We start from the raw sequence: 20059 nt of genomic DNA on the forward strand, positions 1-20059 counted from the left end.
CCGGCATCAAGCCGGAAACAGGCTGGTCAGCGGCATCTGCGACCGGACGATGGGCGATTTGAGGACGACGAAGCTGAAATACTTGTCGATGCCGATATCCATGTCCGTCAACCGTTCCATGATCGTCTGGTACTCGCCGATGCTGGCGGTGACGAACTTCAGCATGTAGTCGTAACCTCCCGAGACCAGATGGCATTCGATCAACTGGTCGACCTTGTCGACCGCCGACAGGAAACGAGCGAAGTCGATCTGTCGATGGTTCTTCAACGTCACTTCGGTGAACACCGTCAGCGTCTGTCCCAGCTTGCGCACGTTGATTTGGGCGGCATATCCCTCGATGTAGCCCTCGGCCTGCAATCTCTTCACGCGCATGAGACACGGGCTGGGCGACAGATTCACCAGCTCGGCAAGCTCGACATTGGTGATGCGACCGTTCTTCTGGAGTTCGTGGAGGATCTTGATGTCGATCCGATCCAGCTTCATTGGTCTCTCTCCATCGAGCAGGCGCCAGAAGGCACAACAGAAAATTTGGTACAATGAGCTGAAGGCTCACCTTGCCCGCAGCCATCGTTTCCCATCGAAGCCGTATTGTTCGAGAAAAACGTGGTTTTGCGATGCCTTGAGGATACAGCATAAAATGCTGGACTACCATCAAATCCAGTGCCGCTCGCGCCGATGGGCGATTTACCCTGTGACGAGCGAAATCTAGGAAACCAGGATGCCTGCCCCACTCAGCCATATCGAGACCTCGCCGGATCTTCCCCATAGCGCCGACGTGGTGGTCATCGGAGGCGGCATCATCGGGGTGTTCGCAGCTTACTATCTCACCCTGCGGGGGCTTGGCGTCGCCCTCGTGGAGAAGGGACGAATCGGGGCTGAGCAGTCCAGCCGCAACTGGGGCTGGTGCCGGCAGCAAAATCGCGATGCCCGCGAGCTGCCGATGGCCACGAAGAGCCTGGACCTGTGGGAGAAGTTCGGCAGTGAGAGCGGCGAGAGCACCGGCTTCTCCCGCTGCGGCCTTCTGTATCTCAGCAACGACGAGGCAGAGCTCGAGGGCTGGGCGCGCTGGCGCGACTTCGCGCGGACGGCCGGCGTCACCACGCACATGCTTGATGCGACCGCGGCGACCCAGCGCGGCGCAGCGACGGGACGCGACTGGAAGGGTGGCGTGTTCTCGCCGACCGACGGCATCGCCGATCCCGCCAGGGCTGCGCCAGCGGTGGCGCGGGCAATGCTCAGGCGCGGGGGCACGGTGCATCAGATGTGCGCAGCGCGCGGGCTGGAGACCGAAGGCGGCTGCGTGAGCGCGGTCGTGACGGAGCGCGGTACGATTCGCACACGTATCGCCATATTGGCGGGCGGCGCGTGGTCGTCGTCGTTCTGCCATCAGGCCGGCATCCGTCTGCCACTCGCCTCGATCCGCTCGTCCATCCTGTCGGTGTCGCAAGGTGCGAAGGGCTTGCCGGATGCACTCCACACTGCCGCTGTTTCGGTGACGAAACGTGGCGACGGCGGCTATACGCTCGCCATCAGCGGCCGGGGCCGGGTCGATCCGACTGCGCAACAGCTGCGCTTCGCCCCGCAATTCCTGCCGATGTTTCTGCGGCGCTGGCGCAGTCTGCTCCCGGGCGGCCTCGAAGGCGCCAGGTCCGGGCACGAAACGCTGCAGCGTTGGCGCGTGAGCGAGCCGACACCGATGGAGCGCATGCGCATTCTGGATCCCACGCCCGATCAGAACACGATCGCGCTCACCCATCGGCGGGCGCTCGAGCTGTTGCCCGCCCTGAAGGACACCAGGATCACCGCCGCGTGGGGCGGCTACATCGACTCGACGCCCGATGGCGTGCCGGTCATCGGAGAGACGTCCGGCCTGCCTGGATTGGTCCTGGCCGCGGGCTTCAGCGGCCACGGCTTCGGTATCGGTCCGGGAGCCGGGCACCTCATCGCGGACATTGTGACCGGCGCCGCGCCGATCGTCGATCCCCAATCCTATCGGCCGGATCGCTTTGCCGGACTTGCGGTCGGAAAGGTCTCGGATTTCTAGAAAAGGTCGTCATACGCACCAAAGCGGCGCGCCACATCAGCATCGGTTCAGGGCGAGACCAGCTTCTTGCGGACGGCATAGCGCACCAGCTCGGCGGTGGACGACATTCTGAGCTTGCGCATGGCCGAGGCGCGATGGGTCTCGACGGTCTTCACACTCAGATTCAGGATCGCGCTGATGGATCTGTTGGTATTTCCTTCCGCGATCAGCTGGACCACGCTCTGCTCGCGTGATGTCAGCAGCATGTCGGCCCGGTTCTGCTTGTTCGCCTGGTAATCATGCAGCAGCTTCTCCAGGAGGACGCTGGTGAAGTAGGGCCTGCCGTCGAGCAAGGCTTCGATAGCGGAAATCAGGTGCTTGCGGGCATCGGACTTGAACAGGAAGCCGCGAATGCCGGCCAGGATGGCCTCCGTCAGCAGTTCCTCGCTTTCGTGCATGGTCAGGATCAGCACCTCCGTTCGCACATGCAGCGTCCTGAGGCGGCGGCTGACCTCCAGGCCGTTCATGATCGGCATGGAGTAATCGACAATCACGATGTCCGGTCGGGTTTCGAGCGCCAGCGCGACGGCCTGCTCGCCGTTGGTGGCCTCTCCGCTCACGATCCAGTCGGACCGCGTTCCAACGATCGCGCGAAGGCCGGAACGTACGATTTCATGATCATCCGCAATCAAGATGCGTTTCACGACATCGTTCCCGTTTGCCGGCTCCTATCCGACCGGGCGGACAACGGCAGTGACCGGCCGTAGGGTCGAACGATCATACGGCGCCCTGCGGCCAGCGTTATCCAACAAAACCCTGAGATGTCCCGGCGAAGGTACTGACGCCCAGGGTCGGTTCGCCGACGTCACCGTTCAGGCCTCGACCAGCCCGGTCCGGACCGCGTATCGGACGAGGCCCGCCGTCGAATTCACCTCGAGCTTGCGCATCGCAGCCGCCCGATGCGCCTCGGTTGTCTTGACGCTGAGATTGAGGATCGCACTGATCCCCTTGTTGCTGTAGCCTTCCGCAACCAGCTTGACCACGAGCTGCTCGCGCGCCGTCAGCTCGTGATGCCGCTCGCCGTTGGCGCCCGAGCCGCGGTCGAATTCCGTCACGCAGCTCGTGGTGCAGAACGGCCGGTGCAGCAGCAACGCCTCGACCGCCGCAAGCAGCAGCTTGTTGGCGTCCGACTTGACCAGGAACGCACGCGCGCCGGCCTCGAATGCCTGCTGCGCGATCAGGCCCGAATTGTGCACGGTGAAGATCAGGACCTCGGTCTGCAATGGATGGTCCTTGATCCGCCGCGCCGCCTCCACGCCGGTCATGCGGGGCATCGAGAAATCGAGGATGGCGACGTGAGGCTGGCTCTCGATCGCCGCAGCGACCGCCCGGCCGCCATCGGTGACCTCGGCCACCACCTCCCAATCCGCCCGCTGTTCGAGCACCGCACGCAAGCCAGACCGCACCGCTTCGTGATCGTCAGCTATGAGAATTCGTTTCATGGCAGCACGCTCCCAATCCTTCACGGCGGTTCGGCCGCCCATCCGGCCTGCCGCCGCGGGCTAGTGTTCTTTCGCTGATCGTGTGCCTGCGTGGGCCCTCATGATGGTCGTGGCTCTTCGCCGGTTCCGCCTGTTCGCCGCAAAGCGACGCGGAAACACCGCGCACAGGACGGTTCCGGAAAGTGGCGCGGTCCGGCTGGACCGGATGTCCAGCGTACCTCCGATCTCATGCAGCCTCACCCGCATCGCGGGAATGCCGACCCCGACCGATACCGCCTTGTGGCCGCGCCCGACCACATCGGGAAGACCGCGTCCATTGTCGCTGATCGTCAGCACGAAACGGCTGTCGGCAAGGTCGAGGGCGATGGCCACCTCCGTCGCTTTCGCATGGCGGTAGACGTTCGTGAGCCCCTCCTGAACGACGCGTAGCAGCGAACGCTTCGTTTCATACGGCAGCCGATCGACATCCGGCACGATGTTCACGGTCACGCGCAACGAAGTGCGCGCCGCAAATCCTTCCGCGTATCGCTCGATCGCGGCCTTCAATCCCTCACCCGCCAGATTCCGCGGATGCAGGAGATAGGCAAAGGCGCGGAGCTCCCGGAGGGCTTCGTCGATCGACGCGTCAATTTCGTCGCAGAGCCGTTCCGCGAGGGCCGCGTCGCCCACATTGCTCCGCATCCGCATCAGGCCGAGGCTGGCGGCGATCAGATGCTGACAGGTCGAGTCGTGCAGATCGGAGGCGATCCGTTGCTGGATGCCTTCCTGAATGGCGAGCAGGCCGACGTCGATATCGAGTCCATCGTCGCATGCGGCGGCGTGCTCGAAAGGACCGTTGCGCAGCTCGCGGTGGCTGCCGATCAACCGGACCACGCCGCCGTCCACGATCGGCGTGACCGTCGTTTCCATCGCCCGCGGCGACCCGCCGAGCGCGAGCCGCTGGCGGATCCTGACCTCCGTTCCCTCCGCGAGGCCGGCCTGAAGCGCCTCGCAGACGGACCTTGCGTCGTCCGCGCTCATGCAATCGAAGACGTCCATGTCGCTGACGTCTTCCGACGATACGCCGAGCTGGGACTCGAATGCCGGATTGATTCCCTCATAGGCGAAGTGTCCGCGGAACGACGGACGCGCGGCGAAGAGCAGATCTGCCGAAGACGTCCAATAGAGCTCGTCGATCGATTCTTGCGAACCTATGCGCAACCAGTTTTTCAGACCGGTTCGATCCGACTCACTGTCGGGGCAGCCATGTGGCTTCACGGTACGCACTCACTATATTCCGGCGACGCCCGATATCGGCGACTATATCGCAGGTCCCCTCCCCGCCCCACCGGCGAGACATCCGCCACCGGATCCGGAAGACGCACGCCATTGGGGCCGACCAATCATACACCCCGTCGCGCGACCACACCATCAGGTAGTATAATTTCCAGATTGAAATCTCGAATTCGTGAGGCATGTTTTCAGCGCGGAGCACTATGCAGTTTGTGCCACGCCCGCGACGTCAAATCCGATGCAACAGAGATTCAAAATCAAGATGTGGATGGCCGCGAGGTCACTGTGGCAACGTGGTTGCTCCAATACGCAGCAGCAAGCCTGTCGCAATTTGCCAGCAACATTCCCGCCCCGCTGGCCACGGATGCCGACCAGCCTAGCGGCTGCTGCTCGTGCCCGGCTTCTTCTTCCTCACCGCCTTCGCCGCTGGTGCGGGACGAGGCGGCGCGATATCGAGAGGATGCGATGGCTGCTGCAGACGGTGTATCGCGGCATCATCCCGAAGCGCATCGGTATCGAGACGCTGGCCTCGATCCACCGCATCGCGCGGATCGGCGAGCGCCATCGATGCCGCAAGGCTTCCGGCGACGATGCAGCTCAGCGTCAACAGGCGTCTTGCGGGCATCTTTCAGGTCTCACTCAAAAGGCGAAATCCAGGCGAGGGCCGATGCGAACGTCCCTGTACCGCCGCAACGGAACGTTCGACGTTCGCGCCTCGTATAGCACGGTGGTCGTGAGCGACACATTGCTGGCGAAATTATACTTCAGGCCCACATCGACCGAATAGAGTTGATCCTCCCGGCCGCTGTTGAGCCCATCGGTGAACCAATAGGCCTCGAACAGCGGCGTGCTCACGATCGACCATCTGGGATCGAGCTTGACCTCGATACCGAGCACAGCGTCAAAGCGCCAACGACGCGCTTCCGCGAGGTCTGAGAACCGATAGGTCAGCAGCAGCAGCGGCGAGAACGTCGTGTTGTCGAAGCGGAAGTCGCGCGCCACCGAGCCCATCACATCATGCGACGTGAATGCGAGGTCGCGGTAAACCCCGTCGAAATCATAGCGATTTTCATAGATGGCAGAGAAGCGCCAGCCGTTCCAATTCTCGGTCAGACGCGCGCCCATGCGCGCCACGGCGAAGTTGCCGTCCTTCTCCCGCGAAAAGGCCTCGTACTGGGCCCGTGCGTAGAGCCGGTAGGACAGATCGTTGGTGAGGTTTCCGTCGAGCCTGACACTGACGTCCGGCTCGTAATAGATGTCCGACTTGCGGTTGTCGCGGGTGAAGAGCGCGTTGTCGGTGAAGGTCGGCGAGATGGAACCGACGACACTCCAGGACGGTGCGGAATAGTAGGGAACAGCAGCAATCGGAGTCGTCCTGAACTCGTTGAGATCAAGGTCCGCTGCCCCGGCCGTGCCCACACTGAGCAAGCCGAGGACGGGCCAGCCGACCACCGGCAGAACAAATCCAGAGCTTCGCATCGCGCCCACCTCCGATGCTGCTGCGCAGACCGGGTTTTGCGCCACGCTGCGCAATGATTGTGGCGTGTTAATGTCACACTTTAAAATCACCGGTTGATCCAATCAACCGGCGTCGGTGCAGACCGCCGGATCGCGCACGCTTAGTAGTCGACCGCGTCCCTGGTGATTGGGCACGTCATGCAATGACCACCGCCGCGTCCCCGTCCGAGTTCCGCGCCGACGATGGTGATCACCTCGATCCCCTCCTTGCGCAGCAGCGTGTTGGTGTAGGTGTTGCGGTCATAGGCGAATACGACGCCGGGGGACGCGCAGACGAGATTGGCGCCACTGTCCCACTGGGTCCGCTCGCGCAGATACGCGTTCCCGCCGGTCTCCACGACGCGCAGCTTCTTCAGGCCGAGCGCTTCTGCGACGACGTCGACGAAGGGCTTCTCGTCCTTGCGCAATTCGAGGCCGGCCGGATTGTCCGCCGGCCGATAGGAGAATGCGGTAATGTTGTTGACGATATCGGGATAGAGCAGCACGCAATCGCGGTCGGCGAAGGTAAAGACGGTATCGAGATGCATCGCAGCGCGGAGCTTGGGCATCGCCGCCACGATCACCCGCTCGGCCGCCTTCTTCCTGAACAGCGCCGCAGCAAGCTGGCTGATCGCCTGCCGCGAGGTCCGCTCGCTCAGCCCGATCAGAACGTTGCCCTTGCCGATCGGCATCACGTCACCGCCTTCCAGCGTGGCGAGGCCGTGATCCTGCGTCGGATCTCCCCACCAGACATTGACCTTGCCGGCGAAGTCCGGGTGGAACTTGTAGATGGCAGCGGCGAGGATCGGCTCCTCATGGCGCGCCGGCCAGAACAGCGAGTTCAGTGTCACGCCGCCATAGATCCAGCAGGTGGTATCGCGCGTATACAGCGTGTTCGGAAGCGGCGGCAGCAGATATTCGGTCATGCCCGCCGCTTCCCGAATCAGCCGAAGCATCTCGCCGCCATGGGCCTCGGGAAAATCGTGGGTCGACAGTCCGCCGATCAGGGTCTCCGCCAGCTCACGAGGCTTGAGGCTTTCCAGATAGCTGCGCAGCTCGTCGATCAGCCCGAGCCCGACCTGGTTGGGAACGACCTGGTTGTCGAGAATCCACTTCCTGGCCTCCGGAATGGCCACGGTGTCGGTGAGCAGATTGTGCATCTCGACGACATCGATGCCGCGGTCGCGCATCTTCTGCACGAAGTCGAAATGATCGCGCTTGGCATTGTCGACCCACAGCACGTCGTCGAACAGCAAAGTATCGCAGTTCGTGGGCGTGAGGCGCTGATGCGCGCGGCCCGGCGAGCAGACCATCACCTTGCGCAGCTGACCGACTTCCGAATGAACACCGAACGGGATCCTTGAATCCGACGCCTGTGCTGTCGCCATGGGAGATGCCTCGCCTAGATGGTGATGTAGCCGGTGGCCAGGCCATGAATCCCGACCACGGCGCCGATCACGGCTGCGATGAAGATGACCCAATCGATCGACGTGAAGATTTTCGCCTTCTGCTGGAGGCGCGCCCAGAAATACAGCGCCGTGCCGGGGGCGTAGAGGATCGCCGACAGGAGCAGATATTTCATCCCGGCGGCATAGATCAGGAACAGCGTGTAGACGACGGCGATGCCGGTGAAGATCAGGTCGCGTCGCCGTTCGCCCGGGCTCTTTTCGTAGGTCTCGCCCCGCTTGACCAGCAGGAGCCCGTAAGCGGCCACCAGGAAGAACGGAATGAGGTTCATGACGCTCGTCAAATTGAGCATCAACGCGAAGGCATCCCGCGACCAGTACGTGCTGATGACGAACAGCTGCACGACGATATTGGTGAGCCAGAGCGCTGCGGCCGGCACCTTGTTGGCATTTTCGGTGCCGAACACGCGCGGCATATCCCTGGTACGGCCGGCGGCGGAGAGCACCTCGGCGCAAATCAGCGACCAGGCGAGATAGGCTCCGAGCACCGAGACCAGAAGTCCGATGCTGACGAACACGGCGCCCCAATGCCCGACCACCGCCTCCAGCACCGTCGCCATCGACGGCTGCCGCGCGTCGGCGATCTCCGCGCGCGGCAGCGCGGCATAGGGCAGCATCGTCACGAGCACCATGAGGGTCGTAACGACCGCGAAGCCCATGATCGTCGCGACGCCGACATGGGACCGCTCCTTGGCGTAGCGGGAATAGACGCTGGCCCCCTCGATCCCGAGAAAGACGAACACCGTGACCAGCATGGTCGCGCGGATCTGATCAAACAGACCCTTGTCCGGCATCCCCTCGCCGCCCCAGAAATTGGCGCGGAACAGATCGGCCTTGAAGGCAAACGCCAGGATGACGATGAAGATCAGGATCGGCACGATCTTGGCGACGGTGACGATGGTGTTGATCGCGGCGGCCTGTTGCACGCCACGCAGGATCATGAAGTGGAATAGCCAGATCCCGATCGAGGCGACGATGATCGCGGTGACCGTATTGCCGTCGCCGAACACGGGAAAGAACGCGCCGAGCGTCGACTTGATCAGGACCCAGTAGGACACGTTGCCGATGCAGCTGCCGGTCCAGTAGCCGAGCGCCGACAGGAAGCCGGGATAGTCGCCGAAACCTGCCTTCGCGTAGGCGTAGACGCCGGCATCGAGATCCGGCTTTCGCTCGGCCAGAGTCTGAAACACGCGCGCCATCGTGTACATGCCGCCGCCTGCGATGCACCAGGCGAAGATGGCGCCGAACGGGCCGGTGGCGATGCCGAACGTCCGCGGCAACGAGAAGATGCCTGAGCCCACCATGGAGCCGACGACCATTGCCGTCAGTGCGAACAACGAAAGCTTTTGGACCGTTGGCGTCGCAGTCATGGGGAGACCTCGAACCGCGAACGATGACCGATGCCGTGACCGATCGGCCTGCTCATTCCGAGCCCGAACCATGCGCTCTGATATGAAGGCGGCCTATCAGGTGATTACCTAGTCGGAGTCCGGGATTACCCTCACGGCCCGACGCTCAGGCCACGCTCGGCGCTTCGGGAGCCGCGACCGGCTCCTTTCCGCCCGACCAGGCCACATACAAGGTCGGCAGAAAGACGAGCGTCAGAACGGTTGCGACGAGCAGTCCGCCCATGATCGCAAAGGCCATCGGCCCCCAGAAGACAGTCGGCGCAATCGGAATCATGCCGAGGACGGTGGAGACCGCCGTCAGCATGATCGGACGAAAGCGGGAGCTGCTGGCATCGACCGCGGCCTCCCAGGGTCCCTTCCCCTGCGCGCGTTCAGCCTCGATCTGCCCAATCAGGATCACCGCGTTCTTGCTGATCATCCCGAGCAGCGCGAGGACGCCGAGAATGGCGACGAAACCCAGCGGCCGCCCTGACAGGAGCAGCGCCGCAACCACGCCAATCAGGCCGAGCGGTGCAACGCTGACGACCATCAATAGCCGCGGGAAGCTCTGCACCTGGACCATCAGAACCGTGAACATGACGAACAGCATCACCGGCACGACCACCATGACGGAGGCCTGGGACTTCCGGCTCTCCTCCACGGTGCCGCCGACCACGACATCATAGGACGGCGGCAGCGTCGTCCTCAGCTTGGCGATGGCGGGCGCCAGCGTATTGACGATCCTTTCCGGCAGCACCCCGTCGGGAATGGCAGCTCGCACCGTCAGGGTGGGCACGCGGTCGCGCCGCCAGATCAAGGGGAATTCCTGATCGTACTCGAAGGAGGCAAACTGGCTCAGCGGAACGGTCCGTCCACCGGGGATCGGCACCTGCAGCGTTCGCAAGCTCGCCAACGAGACACGCTGTTCGTCGGTCGCGCGGACCACCACGTTGACGAGATAGATGTCGTCCCGAACCTGTGTGACGGGCCTACCGGAGATCACGGTGTTCAGGACGGTGGAGATCGCCTGTGAACTCAGACCGAGAAGGCGTGCCTCATCCTGATTGACGCGGATGCGCACCTGGCGATCCGGCTCCATCCAGTCGAAGTTCGTGCTTCTGGCGCTCGGATCGGAGGCGAGGATCCGCGCCACCTCGAGCGCGATGTCGCGGACTCGCTCGACGTCGGGGCCGCTGACGCGATATTGCAACGGCCATCCAACCGGGGGGCCGAGACCGAGCGGCGAAACCGACGAGATCGCGTTCGGGAATTCATTCGCCAGGAACCGCTCCAGCTTTGCATGCAAGCGCTCACGCGCCGCAACGCTTCTGGCGACGACGACGGCCTGGGTGAAGAACTCGTTCGGCAGCTCGACGCTGAGAGGCAGATAGAAGCGGATCGCGCCGCGGCCGACATTGGTGCTCCAATGCTCGACGTCGGGATCGCCGGTCAGCGCCTTGTCCAGGCGCCTGGCCGCAGCTTCGCTGGCATAGATCGAGGCGTTCTGCGGCAGGCTGATGTCGACGAGCAGCTCCGGCCGGTCGGACAAGGGAAAGAACTGCTGCGGAATCAGCGGAAGCGCGAGCATGGATGCGACGAAGAGCGCTGCCGTCCCGCCCAGCGTCAGCCATTTGGCGCGGATCGCCAGCACCAGAAAGCGCCGATACAGCCGGAAGACGGCTCCGGGAGCCGGAGCGCCCGTCTGCTTGGGCGGCAGAAGGATGGCGACACCCAGCAGCGGCGCGAAGATGACCGCGACGAACCACGATGCCAGCAGTGCGATCGCAACCACTGCGAACAGCGAGAACGTGTATTCGCTGGCGGCGCTGGCGGCAAAGCCGACCGGAATGAAGCCGGCGATGGTCACCAGCGTACCGGCCAGCATTGCGAGCGCATGGGTGCGGAAAGCATAGCTCGCAGCCGCCATCTTGCTGTCGCCCAGCGCCAGCCGGTTGAGCGTGGCATCTGTGGTCGTCATGGCGTCGTCGACCAGCAGCGCGAGTGCGATGATGAGAGCGCCGAGCGATATTCGCTGCATATCGATGCGGAGAAGGTCCATGGTCGGAAACACGATGGCGAGCGTGAGCGGAATCGCCAGTGCGATGACGAGGCCGGGACGCAGGCCAAGGCTGACGAAACTCACCGCGAGAATGATGGCGATCGCCTGCACCAGCGAGGTCATGAACTCGCCGATCGCCTTGTCCACCACGACGGCCTGATCGGCAACCAGGCTCGGCTCGATTCCGATCGGCAGGTCGGCGGTGATGGCCGCCATCGCAGCTTTGACGTTCCTACCGAGAGCGAGGATATCGCCGCCGTCGCGCATGGCGATCGCGAGCCCGATTGCCGGATGGCCGTTGACCCGGAACAGCGGCTGCGGCGGATCGGCATAGCCGCGCCGCACCGTCGCAAGATCGCTCAGGCGGAGCATGCGACCGCCGGCCGCGAAGTTGATGCCGGCGATGTCCCGCTCGGACTGGAAGCTTCCCGACACCCGAAGCGAGATTCGCTCGGAGCCGGTCTGGATCGTCCCGGTCGGCATCACGACATTCTGAGCCTGCAGAGCGGCGATCAGAGCTGTCCGATCGACGCCGAGATTTGCGAGCTCCTTCTTGGAGAACTCGACGAAGATCACTTCGTCCTGCGCGCCCAGCAGCTCGATCTTCGCAACGTCGGGCACGCCCAGGAGACGCGATCGGATCGCCTCGACCCGGTCACGCAGCTCGCGCTCGGTAAACCCGTCGCTGGTGAAGCCGTAGACGATGCCGAAAGTGTCGCCGAAATCGTCGTCGAATGCCGGGCCGACAACCCCCGCAGGGAGCGTATGGCGAATGTCCCCGATCGTCTTCCGCACCCGATACCAGGTGTCGGAGACATCTCGTGCGTTGGCGCTCCCCTTCAGGTTCACGAAGATCGTGGTGAGGCCGGGCCGGGTGAAGCTGCGCAGGAAGTCGAGATGCGGCGTCTCCTGCAGTTGACGCTCGAGCCGCTCCGTCACCTGCTTCATCGTCTCTGCGGCCGTCGCCCCTGGCCACGCCGCCTGGACGATCATGGTCCTGATGGTGAATGCAGGGTCCTCGTTCCGGCCGAGGCGGACATAGGACAGTCCGCCGGCGAGCACGGCAACGAGCATGAGATAGATGACGAGCGAGCGGCGCTCGAGCGCCCATTGCGAGAGGTTGAAGCCGGTCATGGCTCCGACCCGAGCACGCGCACCTTCTGGCCCGGATGAAGCGCCTGAACGCCCGCGGTCACGACGATCTCGCCAGCGTCGAGCCCGCGCGAAATGATTACCTGTGCCTGATCGAACCGCAGCACGTCGACGTTCCGGGCAGAGACCGTCTTGGTCAGGGGATCGAGGATCCAGACGGCCGGCTGTTGGTTCATCCTGGTCAGCGCAGTTGCGGGAATGTCGATCATCGGTCCGGCGCTCGCCTCGGCGCGACCGATCACCGTGGCCCCCAGCCGCATCGCGGCGGGCGGATCGCTGAGTCCCACCCTCACCTCGAAGGTCCGTGTGACCGGGTTTGCCTGCGCGGCAACCTGCCGGATGCGCCCTTGCGCGGTCACTGCCGGATCGTCCGTCAGGCTGACGGTCACTTGCAGATTGGCGGGAGCCGCTCGCACCAGCTGGGCAGGGACCTCGAAGACAGCATCGCGGCCATCCTGCCGCGCAATCCGGGCAATGGTCTGTCCGGCCTGGATCACCTCGCCGGCGGCGGGCCCCGTCTCGGTGATCTTGCCGGGCGCATCGGCCCGCACCTCGGTGAAGTTGACATGGTCGTGGGCGGCGCTCAACTGGGCCTCGGCCGCGTCGACCTGGGACTGGGCCGTCTGTTGCGCCTGCGTTGCCGTCTCGAAATTGGCGCGCGTGGTCCATCCCTGCGCGAGCAATGTCTGCTGACGTTCGAAATGATTGCGGGCCTGGGTGAGCTGTCCTTGCGCGGCGGCGAGAGCCGCTTGCGCCTGACGCAGCGCGTTCACTTCATTCTGCGATTCCAGTTGCGCCAGAAGCTGGCCGGCCTCGACGCGCTCGCCGAGCCTGGTGTTGTTCGCGAGCAGCCGCCCCGAAATTCGGAACGCAACGCTGATCTCGTCTTCGGCTTCGACATGTCCAGTGAAGACGAACGGCGTCGGCGACTCCCGCTTCTCGATCGTCGTCGTGCGAACCGGGCGTGGCGCCGGCGCGACGTCGCTGGCCGCTTCCCTTTCGCAGGCCGCCAGCAGCAGCGATGCCGCGCCGGCAATAACCATTGTCCTGAGCGTCGGCATGAGATGATCACCGATCGACTTCACCGGACCTGATTTTGCCGAGGAGCCATCGTCCTTGTATCGGTAAATCTACTGAGCGCCCGCGGATACAATCGTGGTCGACGCTTCTTGCCCAAAATTCTTACCCAAGGTTCTTGCCCAAGATTCTTGCCAAAGACATGATCGACCGCGCGACAGGGACTGGATGATTCCCTCTCCCGCGTCAGGCAATCACCCAATAGCGTGAGCCTCGCACGCGGCGCATAACACGTGCGCCGGCCATCATGGTGGCGCGACCTGCGTCCGCCAAGACACCGGCGCACGACGGAGCGGGTTGCTCGGGCTCCGGACGCTTCACTCGAGGACAGGAGGATCCCCATGAAAAAGCTGGCTTTGCTGGCAGCCGCGATCACCATGACGCTTGGCGTCATGGGAGCGGCTGCGCCAGGACGCGCGCAAGATCTGGCGTGGTGCACGAAGATCAAGGGAATGACCAACTGCATGTACTCGACGCGCCAACAATGCCGCGCATCCATCAGCGGACGAAACGGTACCTGCGTTCGGAATCATCGTTCGTGGCAATAGGGATCGGCTCGTCCAGGCCTCGCCGGTCGGGCGTCGCTAGACGATTTTCCGGTCGTCTCGCGCCGCCCGAACTCCAAAGAGGGCCACGGTGCGGGCGCACCTATTGGGACATTCATCCGCCTGAGGCAGGGTTTCCTCTGATCCCGGAGGTGCCGCCCGCGGGATACCGTCCGCACCAACATTTTGGTCCGCATTTTCGATCCAAGGGAGGTCTTCATGTCCGATCTGGTCGCGATCGTGTATCCGTCCGAGGCAAAAGCCGAAGAAGTGCGTCAGCGGCTGCTCAAGCTGCAGAAGGAATATCTGATCACGATCAGCGACGCCGTGATCGCCGTGAAGACGGATTCGGGCGGCATCAAGCTCAATCAACTCGTCAACACCACTGCCATGGGCGCGATGACCGGTAGCTTCTGGGGCCTCCTCATCGGAGTCCTCTTTCTCAATCCGATCCTCGGGGTCGCCGTGGGTGCCGCGTCGGGCGCGCTGGGCGGCGCGCTGTCCGACTTCGGCATCGACGATTCCTTCATGAAGAACCTGTCGGCCAATCTCCAGACCGGCAACGCCGCCCTGTTCGTCCTGATCAAGCACATGACCGCGGACAAGGTGATCAAGGAGATCAAGGACGCCGGCGGCGTCGTGCTCAAGACCTCGCTCGATGAGACCAAGGAAGCGGCGCTGCGCGACGCGCTCGCCAGTGCGGTGGAGCGGCCGGCGGCCTGAGCCGCCGTCCTCTCGCGCCTCAACGGCGGCCGCCGGCAAGTCGCAGCAGCATCATGAACAGGTTGAGGAAATTGAGATAGAGCGACAGCGCGGCAACGACCGACTTGCGGCCCGCGGCGGTGTGGTCATCCGAGATGTCGTACATCCCCTTGATCCGCTGGGTATCGTAGGCCGTCAGGCCGGCAAACACGCCGACGCCCACGATCGAGATCAGCCAATCGAGTGCGGTCGACCCCAGGAACAGGTTGATCAGGCTCGCGATGATGATCCCGATCAGGCCCATGAACAGAAAGGTGCCCAATCCCGAGAGGTCGCGCCGGGTCGTGTAACCGAGGAGACTAAGCGCGCCGAACATTGCGGCCGCGATGAAGAAGACGCGGGTGATCGACGAACTCGTGTAGATGTGCAGCAATATCGATAGCGATACGCCGACCAGGGCCGAATAGACGAAGAACAGGATCCGCGCCGTGGACACCGACAGCGTGTTGATGCGCGAGCCGATGAAGAACACCAGGCCGAGCGGCGCCAGGATGAAGACCCACATCAGGGGACTCTGGAGCAATTCGGGGCCGATGGCCTGATAGGTCACCCAGGCGACGACGGCGGTCAGGCCGACACCGGCGGCCATGTAGCCGTAGATCCGAAGCATGTAGTCGCGCAATCCGGCATCCACCGCGACGCCGCCGGCGGTGTCTGTAGCCGTCAGGTTGTGATCATAGTTCGACATCGCTTGCCTCCTCTGGCGCTCGCCGAGTGGGGCCACGTTAGCCTTCGAACCTGCAGACCAACATCGGACAATCCCCCGAGCGCCATCAGTGAAAACCACTGCCTTGCAAATGGCACGGCGCCGCCGGAGCGCCCACGGCTCCCCTGTTCATTACCAATCCGCAAGTGGGGAACCTCTTTTGCGCCTCTCAGCCTTTTGGCGGAGGCACCTTACGCCGTTGTCACTGGAGGCCCGCCGCGGCCCGGCCTAATCGGGGGCATGCGCTTCTTCTTCCATATCGCTGACAAATATGGTGTCTCGACCGACGGGATCGGATGCGAATATGCCGGGCAGGACGCAGCCGTCCTGCATGCCAGCCGCCTTGCCGCCGAGCTTGCCAAGGCCGGCGAATTCTTCCGTGGCAGTGTCGTGCTCGTTGCCCGGACGACGGAGTTCCTCTCCTGCTCCGCGAGCGAGGACGAGGCGTTGCTTCCCAAGCCCTGACGACGGTACCTGACGACCGGACCTGACGCTTCGCGCCCGCCGATTTCCTGCCCTGCTCCCTACAGAGAATCCCTGATGGGCGCACGGGGTGCGGCCCTCTAAGGTCCGCGCATGAGGCGGTCGCTGCAACTGCGGCCGCCTTGGATTGGAAGGCCATCCGTCATGGCGGCGAACGAGGCCGATCAGAAACTCTCGCGCAACGCGCTGATTGCGCTTGTGATCGGGTCGATGGTCGGCTCCGGCATCTTCGCATTGCCGGCCCAGTTCGGACGCACCACCGGCGCGCTCGGCGCGATCATCGCCTGGGTGATTGCCGGCACCGGCATGCTGACGCTGGCCTTCGTGTTCCAGTCGCTGTCCCGCCGCAAGCCGGAGCTCGACGCCGGCATCTACGCCTACGCCAAGGACGGCTTCGGTGACTATATCGGCTTTGCCTCTGCAGTAGGCTATTGGATCGGCTGCTGTCTCGCCGACGTCGCCTGCCTCATCCTGATCAAGGCCACGCTCGGGCAGTTCTTCCCCGTCTTCGGCGACGGCACGACGCCGACCGCGATCGCCTCGGCGTCCCTGCTGCTGTGGAGCGTCCATGTCCTGGTGCTGCGCGGCATCAAGGGGGCTGCCGCGCTCAACACGGCCACGACCTTCGCGAAAATCATTCCGATCGTGCTGTTCATCATCGTGGCCGCGATCGCCCTGAACGGCGAAGTATTCTCCGGGAATTTCTGGGGTGCGGAGCGGCCGGACGCCCGGGACGTGCTGTCCCAGGTCCGTGGCACGATGCTGCTCACCGTGTTCGTGTTCGTCGGCATCGAGGGCGCGAGCGTGTATTCGCGCTATGCCAGGACGCGTGCCGACATCGGCATCGCAACGGTGACCGGCTTTCTGACGGTGCTCTGTCTTCTCGTGCTCGTGACGCTCCTGTCCTACGGCATCCTGCCGCGGAGCGGTCTCGCGGACCTGCCGACACCGTCGATGGCGGGCGTGATGGAAGCGATGGTCGGCCGCTGGGGCGGCGTGTTCATCAGCATCGCCTTGCTGATCTCGATCCTCGGCAACTACCTGTCCTGGTCGCTGCTTGCGGCCGAGATCCTGCACTCGGCGGCGAACCAGCGCACCATGCCGGCCTTTCTCGCGCGCGAGAACGCGCACAAGGTTCCTGTCGGGGCGCTCTGGCTCACGAATTGCGTGATACAGGCATTTCTCCTCGTGAGCTGGTTCGCCGAATATGCCTTCACGCTCGCCCTGAAGATGACGAGCGCGATGACGCTGATCCCGTATTTTCTCGTCGCGGCGTACGGCCTGAAGCTCGCATCGACCGGCGCGACCTATGATGCCGGCGAGCGCGCCCGCACCACCGACGGGATCGTCGCAGCGGTCGCGACGCTCTACGCGGCCGGCATGATCTACGCCGGCGGACCGAAATTTCTCCTGCTGTCCGCAATCCTCTACGCGCCGGGAACGCTGCTGTTCCTGATCGCCAAGCGCGAGCGCAAGGAGAGGCTGTTCAGGCCGGTTGAGTCCGTCCTGTTCGCGGCGATCGCTATCGCCGCCGGCGCCGGAATCTATGGGCTGGCTGTCGGAGCCATCTCGATCTGACCGATTGTCGCTGACCGCATGGAGGCGAGTATGAACATCTGGACCGTGTATCGCACCTTGATGCTGAGCGCAGTGGTGGCCGTCGCCGCGCCGTCGACCATTTCCGTGGCTCAGCCGAAGGACGGCACCGTGGCGGCGCCGAAGCAAACCGGCGCGGCTGCGCCAAGCGATGCAAGACCCAACACCAATACAAATCCGGTCAAGCACCGCTATTGGCGTCATCGCGGCGGCAAGCATCCGCATTATGGCAGCCGCCGCGTTCGCACCTGAGACAAGGCCACATGACGGCGGACCGATCAATGAGCGATTCCAGGATCGGACCAGAGCGAGTCCACGGGGTCGTTCTGCACGCGAGCCCCGTCGACGAATCCGGGCAAGCCGGAGGGCCGAGCCTGCTCGCGATCGGCCTCACTTTGCTCGCCGCAGCCGTTGCCCTGTTCCTGGTGTGGCAAACGGTGTCCAGCCTCCTCATCGTCTTCGCGGGGGTGCTGTTCGCAGCCTTTCTGGATGCCGCGGCGCGGGCTCTGGCGCCGGTCCTTCCGCTCAGCCGCATCTGGCGTCTGACATTCGTTCTCCTGCTGCTCTCAGCCTTGTCGGGCTTTGGACTGGTCTGGGGCGCCGGCAAGCTGCCGGAGCAGACGCGCCTGCTGCTGAAGGTCATGGATGCCCAGGTCGATATTCTGCAAGAGCACCTGTTGTCCTATGGCGTGGACCTGCTCGGCCCGGAATGGGGGCGCGACTTCGCCCAATGGCTGTTCGCCGATCAGGGCCGGTTTCTCAGCCACGCGCAATTCCTGCTGGGGGGTGCCTCGAGTCTTCTGACCGGTGTGCTCGTGGTCGTGTTCCTGGGGATTCTCTTTGCCTTCGATCCCACCAGCCACCGCGAGAGCCTGGTCGTGCTGGTCAGGCCATCCTACCGCGCCCGCATGCGCGCCGTGATGGACGAAATCGGCAACGTCATGCGGCTATGGCTCGTCGGCCAGTTGATCCGCATCATCCTGATGACGCTCTGCGTCTGGCCGGCGCTCTATCTCATCGGGCTACCGGGACCGTTCCTGCTGGGATTGCAGGCGGGCTTGTCGAATTTCATCCCCTATCTCGGGCCGATCGTCGCCGCGATCCCGATCGCGCTCGTGGCGATGCCGCTCGGCGCCTCGCTGCTGATCTGGGCCGTCGCCGTCTACACCATCATCCAGTCGATCGAGGGCTACGTGATCGGCCCCCTGATCCAGCGCCGGGCGGTCGAGACACCGCCCGCCTGGACGCTGGTTGCGATCGTCCTGCTCGGTGCCCTGTTCGGCGTCATGGGCATTGCGCTGGCGATGCCGCTCGTCGCCGTCGGGCGGGTCGCGATCATCCGGTTCTACGTCGAGGACTATCTCGGCGACGGTCGCGCGCCGGCAACCGAAAATCGTGAGTGACCCACCATGAGCGAAACCGATGCACAGCAACGCGATGCTCCCGAGCCTCCCCTGACGCGCGCAGGGGCCGGCCGTTTTCTCTGGCAGCAGCTTCCATACGCCGTTGCCTTGCTGCTCGCCATCGCAGGCGTCGCCTATACGAACGTCTCGCACCAACCGCTGGTCGGCTATTGGGAATTCCTGGCGCTTGCCATCGGCGTCGTCTGCGTCATCACCAAATGGCCGGAGACCGAAGGCAGGGACAGGCAGATCCGCCTGGTGTGGACCCAGGCGCTGCACTGGATCGCGGTCCTGATCACGATGAACATCATGCTGGTCTCCGGTGTCCAGCAGATGCTTCCAACCCCGGCGACCGGTCTCGTGCTGTTGACGCTGCTTGCGCTCGGCACGTTCCTTGCGGGCATCAGCCTGCTGTCGTTGCAGATCGCCTTTCTCGGCCTTGCGATGGGCGCGGCCGTCCCGGCGATATCCTGGCTGAAGCAGTCCATCTTCTTCTTCCTGCTCGGCGCCGTGCTGCTGATCGGTCTCGCGATCTCGTTCTGGCTGCGCCAGGACAGCCGCCCGTCGCGCGGCACGACGAGAGCCCAACACCAGACGGAGGGTTGAATGCGAACATTGCGCTATGTTGCGGTCATCTGCGTGTTGACCGTTCTTTGCACCACCACGTCCGCGCGCGCCGAGAGATTCAGGATTGGCAGGCTGCTGTGCTTCTCCGAGCCTCGCGTCGGGCTGGTGCTGGGATCGACACAGGCGATGCGCTGCGTGTTCAGCGCGATACGTCCGCCCCGGCAATACGTCTACGAGGGTCGGATCAGGCGCGTCGGGCTAGACCTCGGCGTGACCAGCGCCGGCACGTTGTCCTGGGCGGTCTTCGCCCGGAATTCGCGGATTGGCCCCGGCACGCTGCGCGGCAGCTATGTCGGCGCGAGCGGCAATTTTGCATTGGGCCCCGGCCTCGGCGCCAACGTCCTGATCGGCGGCTCGCGGAGGAGCGTGATGTTGCAGCCGATCTCGATCGAACGTTCGATCGGGCTCAATCTCGCGGCTGGCGTGACCCATCTGACGTTGGGACCGCGAGGCCCGCAATAATCCGCATCCTGTCTGGTGGTTCGATGAAAACGACCTGGA

Annotated in this window: 20 protein-coding genes; 9 read left to right on the top strand and 11 right to left on the bottom strand. The window is 63.9% G+C overall.

Annotation, left to right across the window (positions count from 1 at the left end):
• Positions 1 to 6: 6 nt before the first annotated feature.
• Positions 7 to 483: an Lrp/AsnC family transcriptional regulator gene (locus tag IQ16_RS21430; protein WP_018642567.1), complete on the bottom strand. Its 477-nt coding sequence runs from the start codon at positions 481 to 483 to the stop codon at positions 7 to 9.
• A gap of 235 nt (positions 484 to 718) precedes the next feature.
• Between IQ16_RS21430 and IQ16_RS21435 the strand changes: the two genes are divergently transcribed.
• A complete protein-coding gene (locus IQ16_RS21435; RefSeq protein ID WP_145831730.1) occupies positions 719 to 2044 on the top strand; it encodes an NAD(P)/FAD-dependent oxidoreductase in 1326 nt (441 codons plus the stop codon).
• A 47-nt stretch (positions 2045 to 2091) separates the two neighbouring features.
• On the opposite strand, the gene IQ16_RS21440 is transcribed toward IQ16_RS21435, so the two are convergent.
• From IQ16_RS21440 to IQ16_RS21480, 9 genes are all read right to left on the bottom strand, one after another.
• Positions 2092 to 2727 (bottom strand): response regulator, encoded by a 636-nt coding sequence (locus tag IQ16_RS21440; RefSeq protein WP_018642565.1) that lies wholly within the window; start codon positions 2725 to 2727, stop codon positions 2092 to 2094.
• A gap of 168 nt (positions 2728 to 2895) precedes the next feature.
• Positions 2896 to 3525 (bottom strand): response regulator transcription factor, encoded by a 630-nt coding sequence (locus tag IQ16_RS21445; RefSeq protein ID WP_026311921.1) that lies wholly within the window; start codon positions 3523 to 3525, stop codon positions 2896 to 2898.
• A gap of 60 nt (positions 3526 to 3585) precedes the next feature.
• Positions 3586 to 4791, bottom strand: coding sequence for an ATP-binding protein (locus IQ16_RS21450; protein ID WP_026311920.1), 1206 nt, complete (start codon positions 4789 to 4791; stop codon positions 3586 to 3588).
• Positions 4792 to 5173: 382 nt separating this feature from the next.
• The gene (locus IQ16_RS21455; protein ID WP_018642562.1) at positions 5174 to 5422 is read right to left on the bottom strand and encodes a hypothetical protein; all 249 of its coding nucleotides are present in this window, start codon (positions 5420 to 5422) and stop codon (positions 5174 to 5176) included.
• Positions 5423 to 5436: 14 nt separating this feature from the next.
• Entirely contained in the window at positions 5437 to 6378 is a 942-nt protein-coding gene (locus tag IQ16_RS21460; RefSeq protein WP_244635789.1) for an outer membrane beta-barrel protein, read from the bottom strand.
• A gap of 38 nt (positions 6379 to 6416) precedes the next feature.
• A complete protein-coding gene (gene arcA, locus IQ16_RS21465; RefSeq protein ID WP_018642560.1) occupies positions 6417 to 7682 on the bottom strand; it encodes an arginine deiminase in 1266 nt (421 codons plus the stop codon).
• A gap of 14 nt (positions 7683 to 7696) precedes the next feature.
• Entirely contained in the window at positions 7697 to 9130 is a 1434-nt protein-coding gene (locus tag IQ16_RS21470) for a basic amino acid/polyamine antiporter (protein ID WP_018642559.1), read from the bottom strand.
• A gap of 145 nt (positions 9131 to 9275) precedes the next feature.
• On the bottom strand, positions 9276 to 12341 hold the full coding sequence (locus IQ16_RS21475) for an efflux RND transporter permease subunit (protein WP_018642558.1): 3066 nt from the start codon (positions 12339 to 12341) through the stop codon (positions 9276 to 9278).
• Positions 12338 to 13420 (bottom strand): efflux RND transporter periplasmic adaptor subunit, encoded by a 1083-nt coding sequence (locus tag IQ16_RS21480; protein ID WP_026311917.1) that lies wholly within the window; start codon positions 13418 to 13420, stop codon positions 12338 to 12340. The genes IQ16_RS21475 and IQ16_RS21480 overlap by 4 nt, the downstream gene beginning before the upstream one ends.
• A gap of 357 nt (positions 13421 to 13777) precedes the next feature.
• On the opposite strand from IQ16_RS21480, the gene IQ16_RS21485 reads away from it, so the two are divergent.
• Both IQ16_RS21485 and IQ16_RS21490 read left to right on the top strand, forming a co-directional pair.
• A complete protein-coding gene (locus IQ16_RS21485) occupies positions 13778 to 13984 on the top strand; it encodes a DUF3551 domain-containing protein (RefSeq protein WP_080648041.1) in 207 nt (68 codons plus the stop codon).
• A 216-nt stretch (positions 13985 to 14200) separates the two neighbouring features.
• The gene (locus IQ16_RS21490) at positions 14201 to 14704 is read left to right on the top strand and encodes a DUF1269 domain-containing protein (protein ID WP_018642556.1); all 504 of its coding nucleotides are present in this window, start codon (positions 14201 to 14203) and stop codon (positions 14702 to 14704) included.
• A gap of 19 nt (positions 14705 to 14723) precedes the next feature.
• Here the strand turns inward: IQ16_RS21490 and IQ16_RS21495 are convergent, their stop codons facing one another.
• Complete coding sequence (locus tag IQ16_RS21495) at positions 14724 to 15431, bottom strand: Bax inhibitor-1/YccA family protein (RefSeq protein ID WP_018642555.1); 708 nt, start codon at positions 15429 to 15431, stop codon at positions 14724 to 14726.
• A gap of 258 nt (positions 15432 to 15689) precedes the next feature.
• On the opposite strand from IQ16_RS21495, the gene IQ16_RS21500 reads away from it, so the two are divergent.
• From IQ16_RS21500 to IQ16_RS21525, 6 genes are all read left to right on the top strand, one after another.
• Positions 15690 to 15914 carry a DUF6894 family protein gene (locus tag IQ16_RS21500; protein ID WP_145831731.1) on the top strand — a complete coding sequence of 75 codons (225 nt, stop codon included), beginning with the start codon at positions 15690 to 15692 and terminating at the stop codon, positions 15912 to 15914.
• 162 nt (positions 15915 to 16076) lie between these two features.
• Positions 16077 to 17510 (top strand): basic amino acid/polyamine antiporter, encoded by a 1434-nt coding sequence (locus IQ16_RS21505; protein ID WP_018642553.1) that lies wholly within the window; start codon positions 16077 to 16079, stop codon positions 17508 to 17510.
• 30 nt (positions 17511 to 17540) lie between these two features.
• A complete protein-coding gene (locus tag IQ16_RS21510; RefSeq protein WP_018642552.1) occupies positions 17541 to 17780 on the top strand; it encodes a hypothetical protein in 240 nt (79 codons plus the stop codon).
• 29 nt (positions 17781 to 17809) lie between these two features.
• Positions 17810 to 18931 carry an AI-2E family transporter gene (locus IQ16_RS21515; protein WP_020607846.1) on the top strand — a complete coding sequence of 374 codons (1122 nt, stop codon included), beginning with the start codon at positions 17810 to 17812 and terminating at the stop codon, positions 18929 to 18931.
• A gap of 6 nt (positions 18932 to 18937) precedes the next feature.
• Positions 18938 to 19537, top strand: coding sequence for a hypothetical protein (locus IQ16_RS21520; protein ID WP_018642550.1), 600 nt, complete (start codon positions 18938 to 18940; stop codon positions 19535 to 19537).
• On the top strand, positions 19538 to 20020 hold the full coding sequence (locus IQ16_RS21525; RefSeq protein ID WP_026311916.1) for a DUF992 domain-containing protein: 483 nt from the start codon (positions 19538 to 19540) through the stop codon (positions 20018 to 20020).
• Positions 20021 to 20059 lie beyond the last annotated feature (39 nt).

The sequence above is a fragment of the Bradyrhizobium huanghuaihaiense genome (genome assembly GCF_007830635.1).
Lineage (GTDB): Bacteria > Pseudomonadota > Alphaproteobacteria > Rhizobiales > Xanthobacteraceae > Bradyrhizobium > Bradyrhizobium huanghuaihaiense.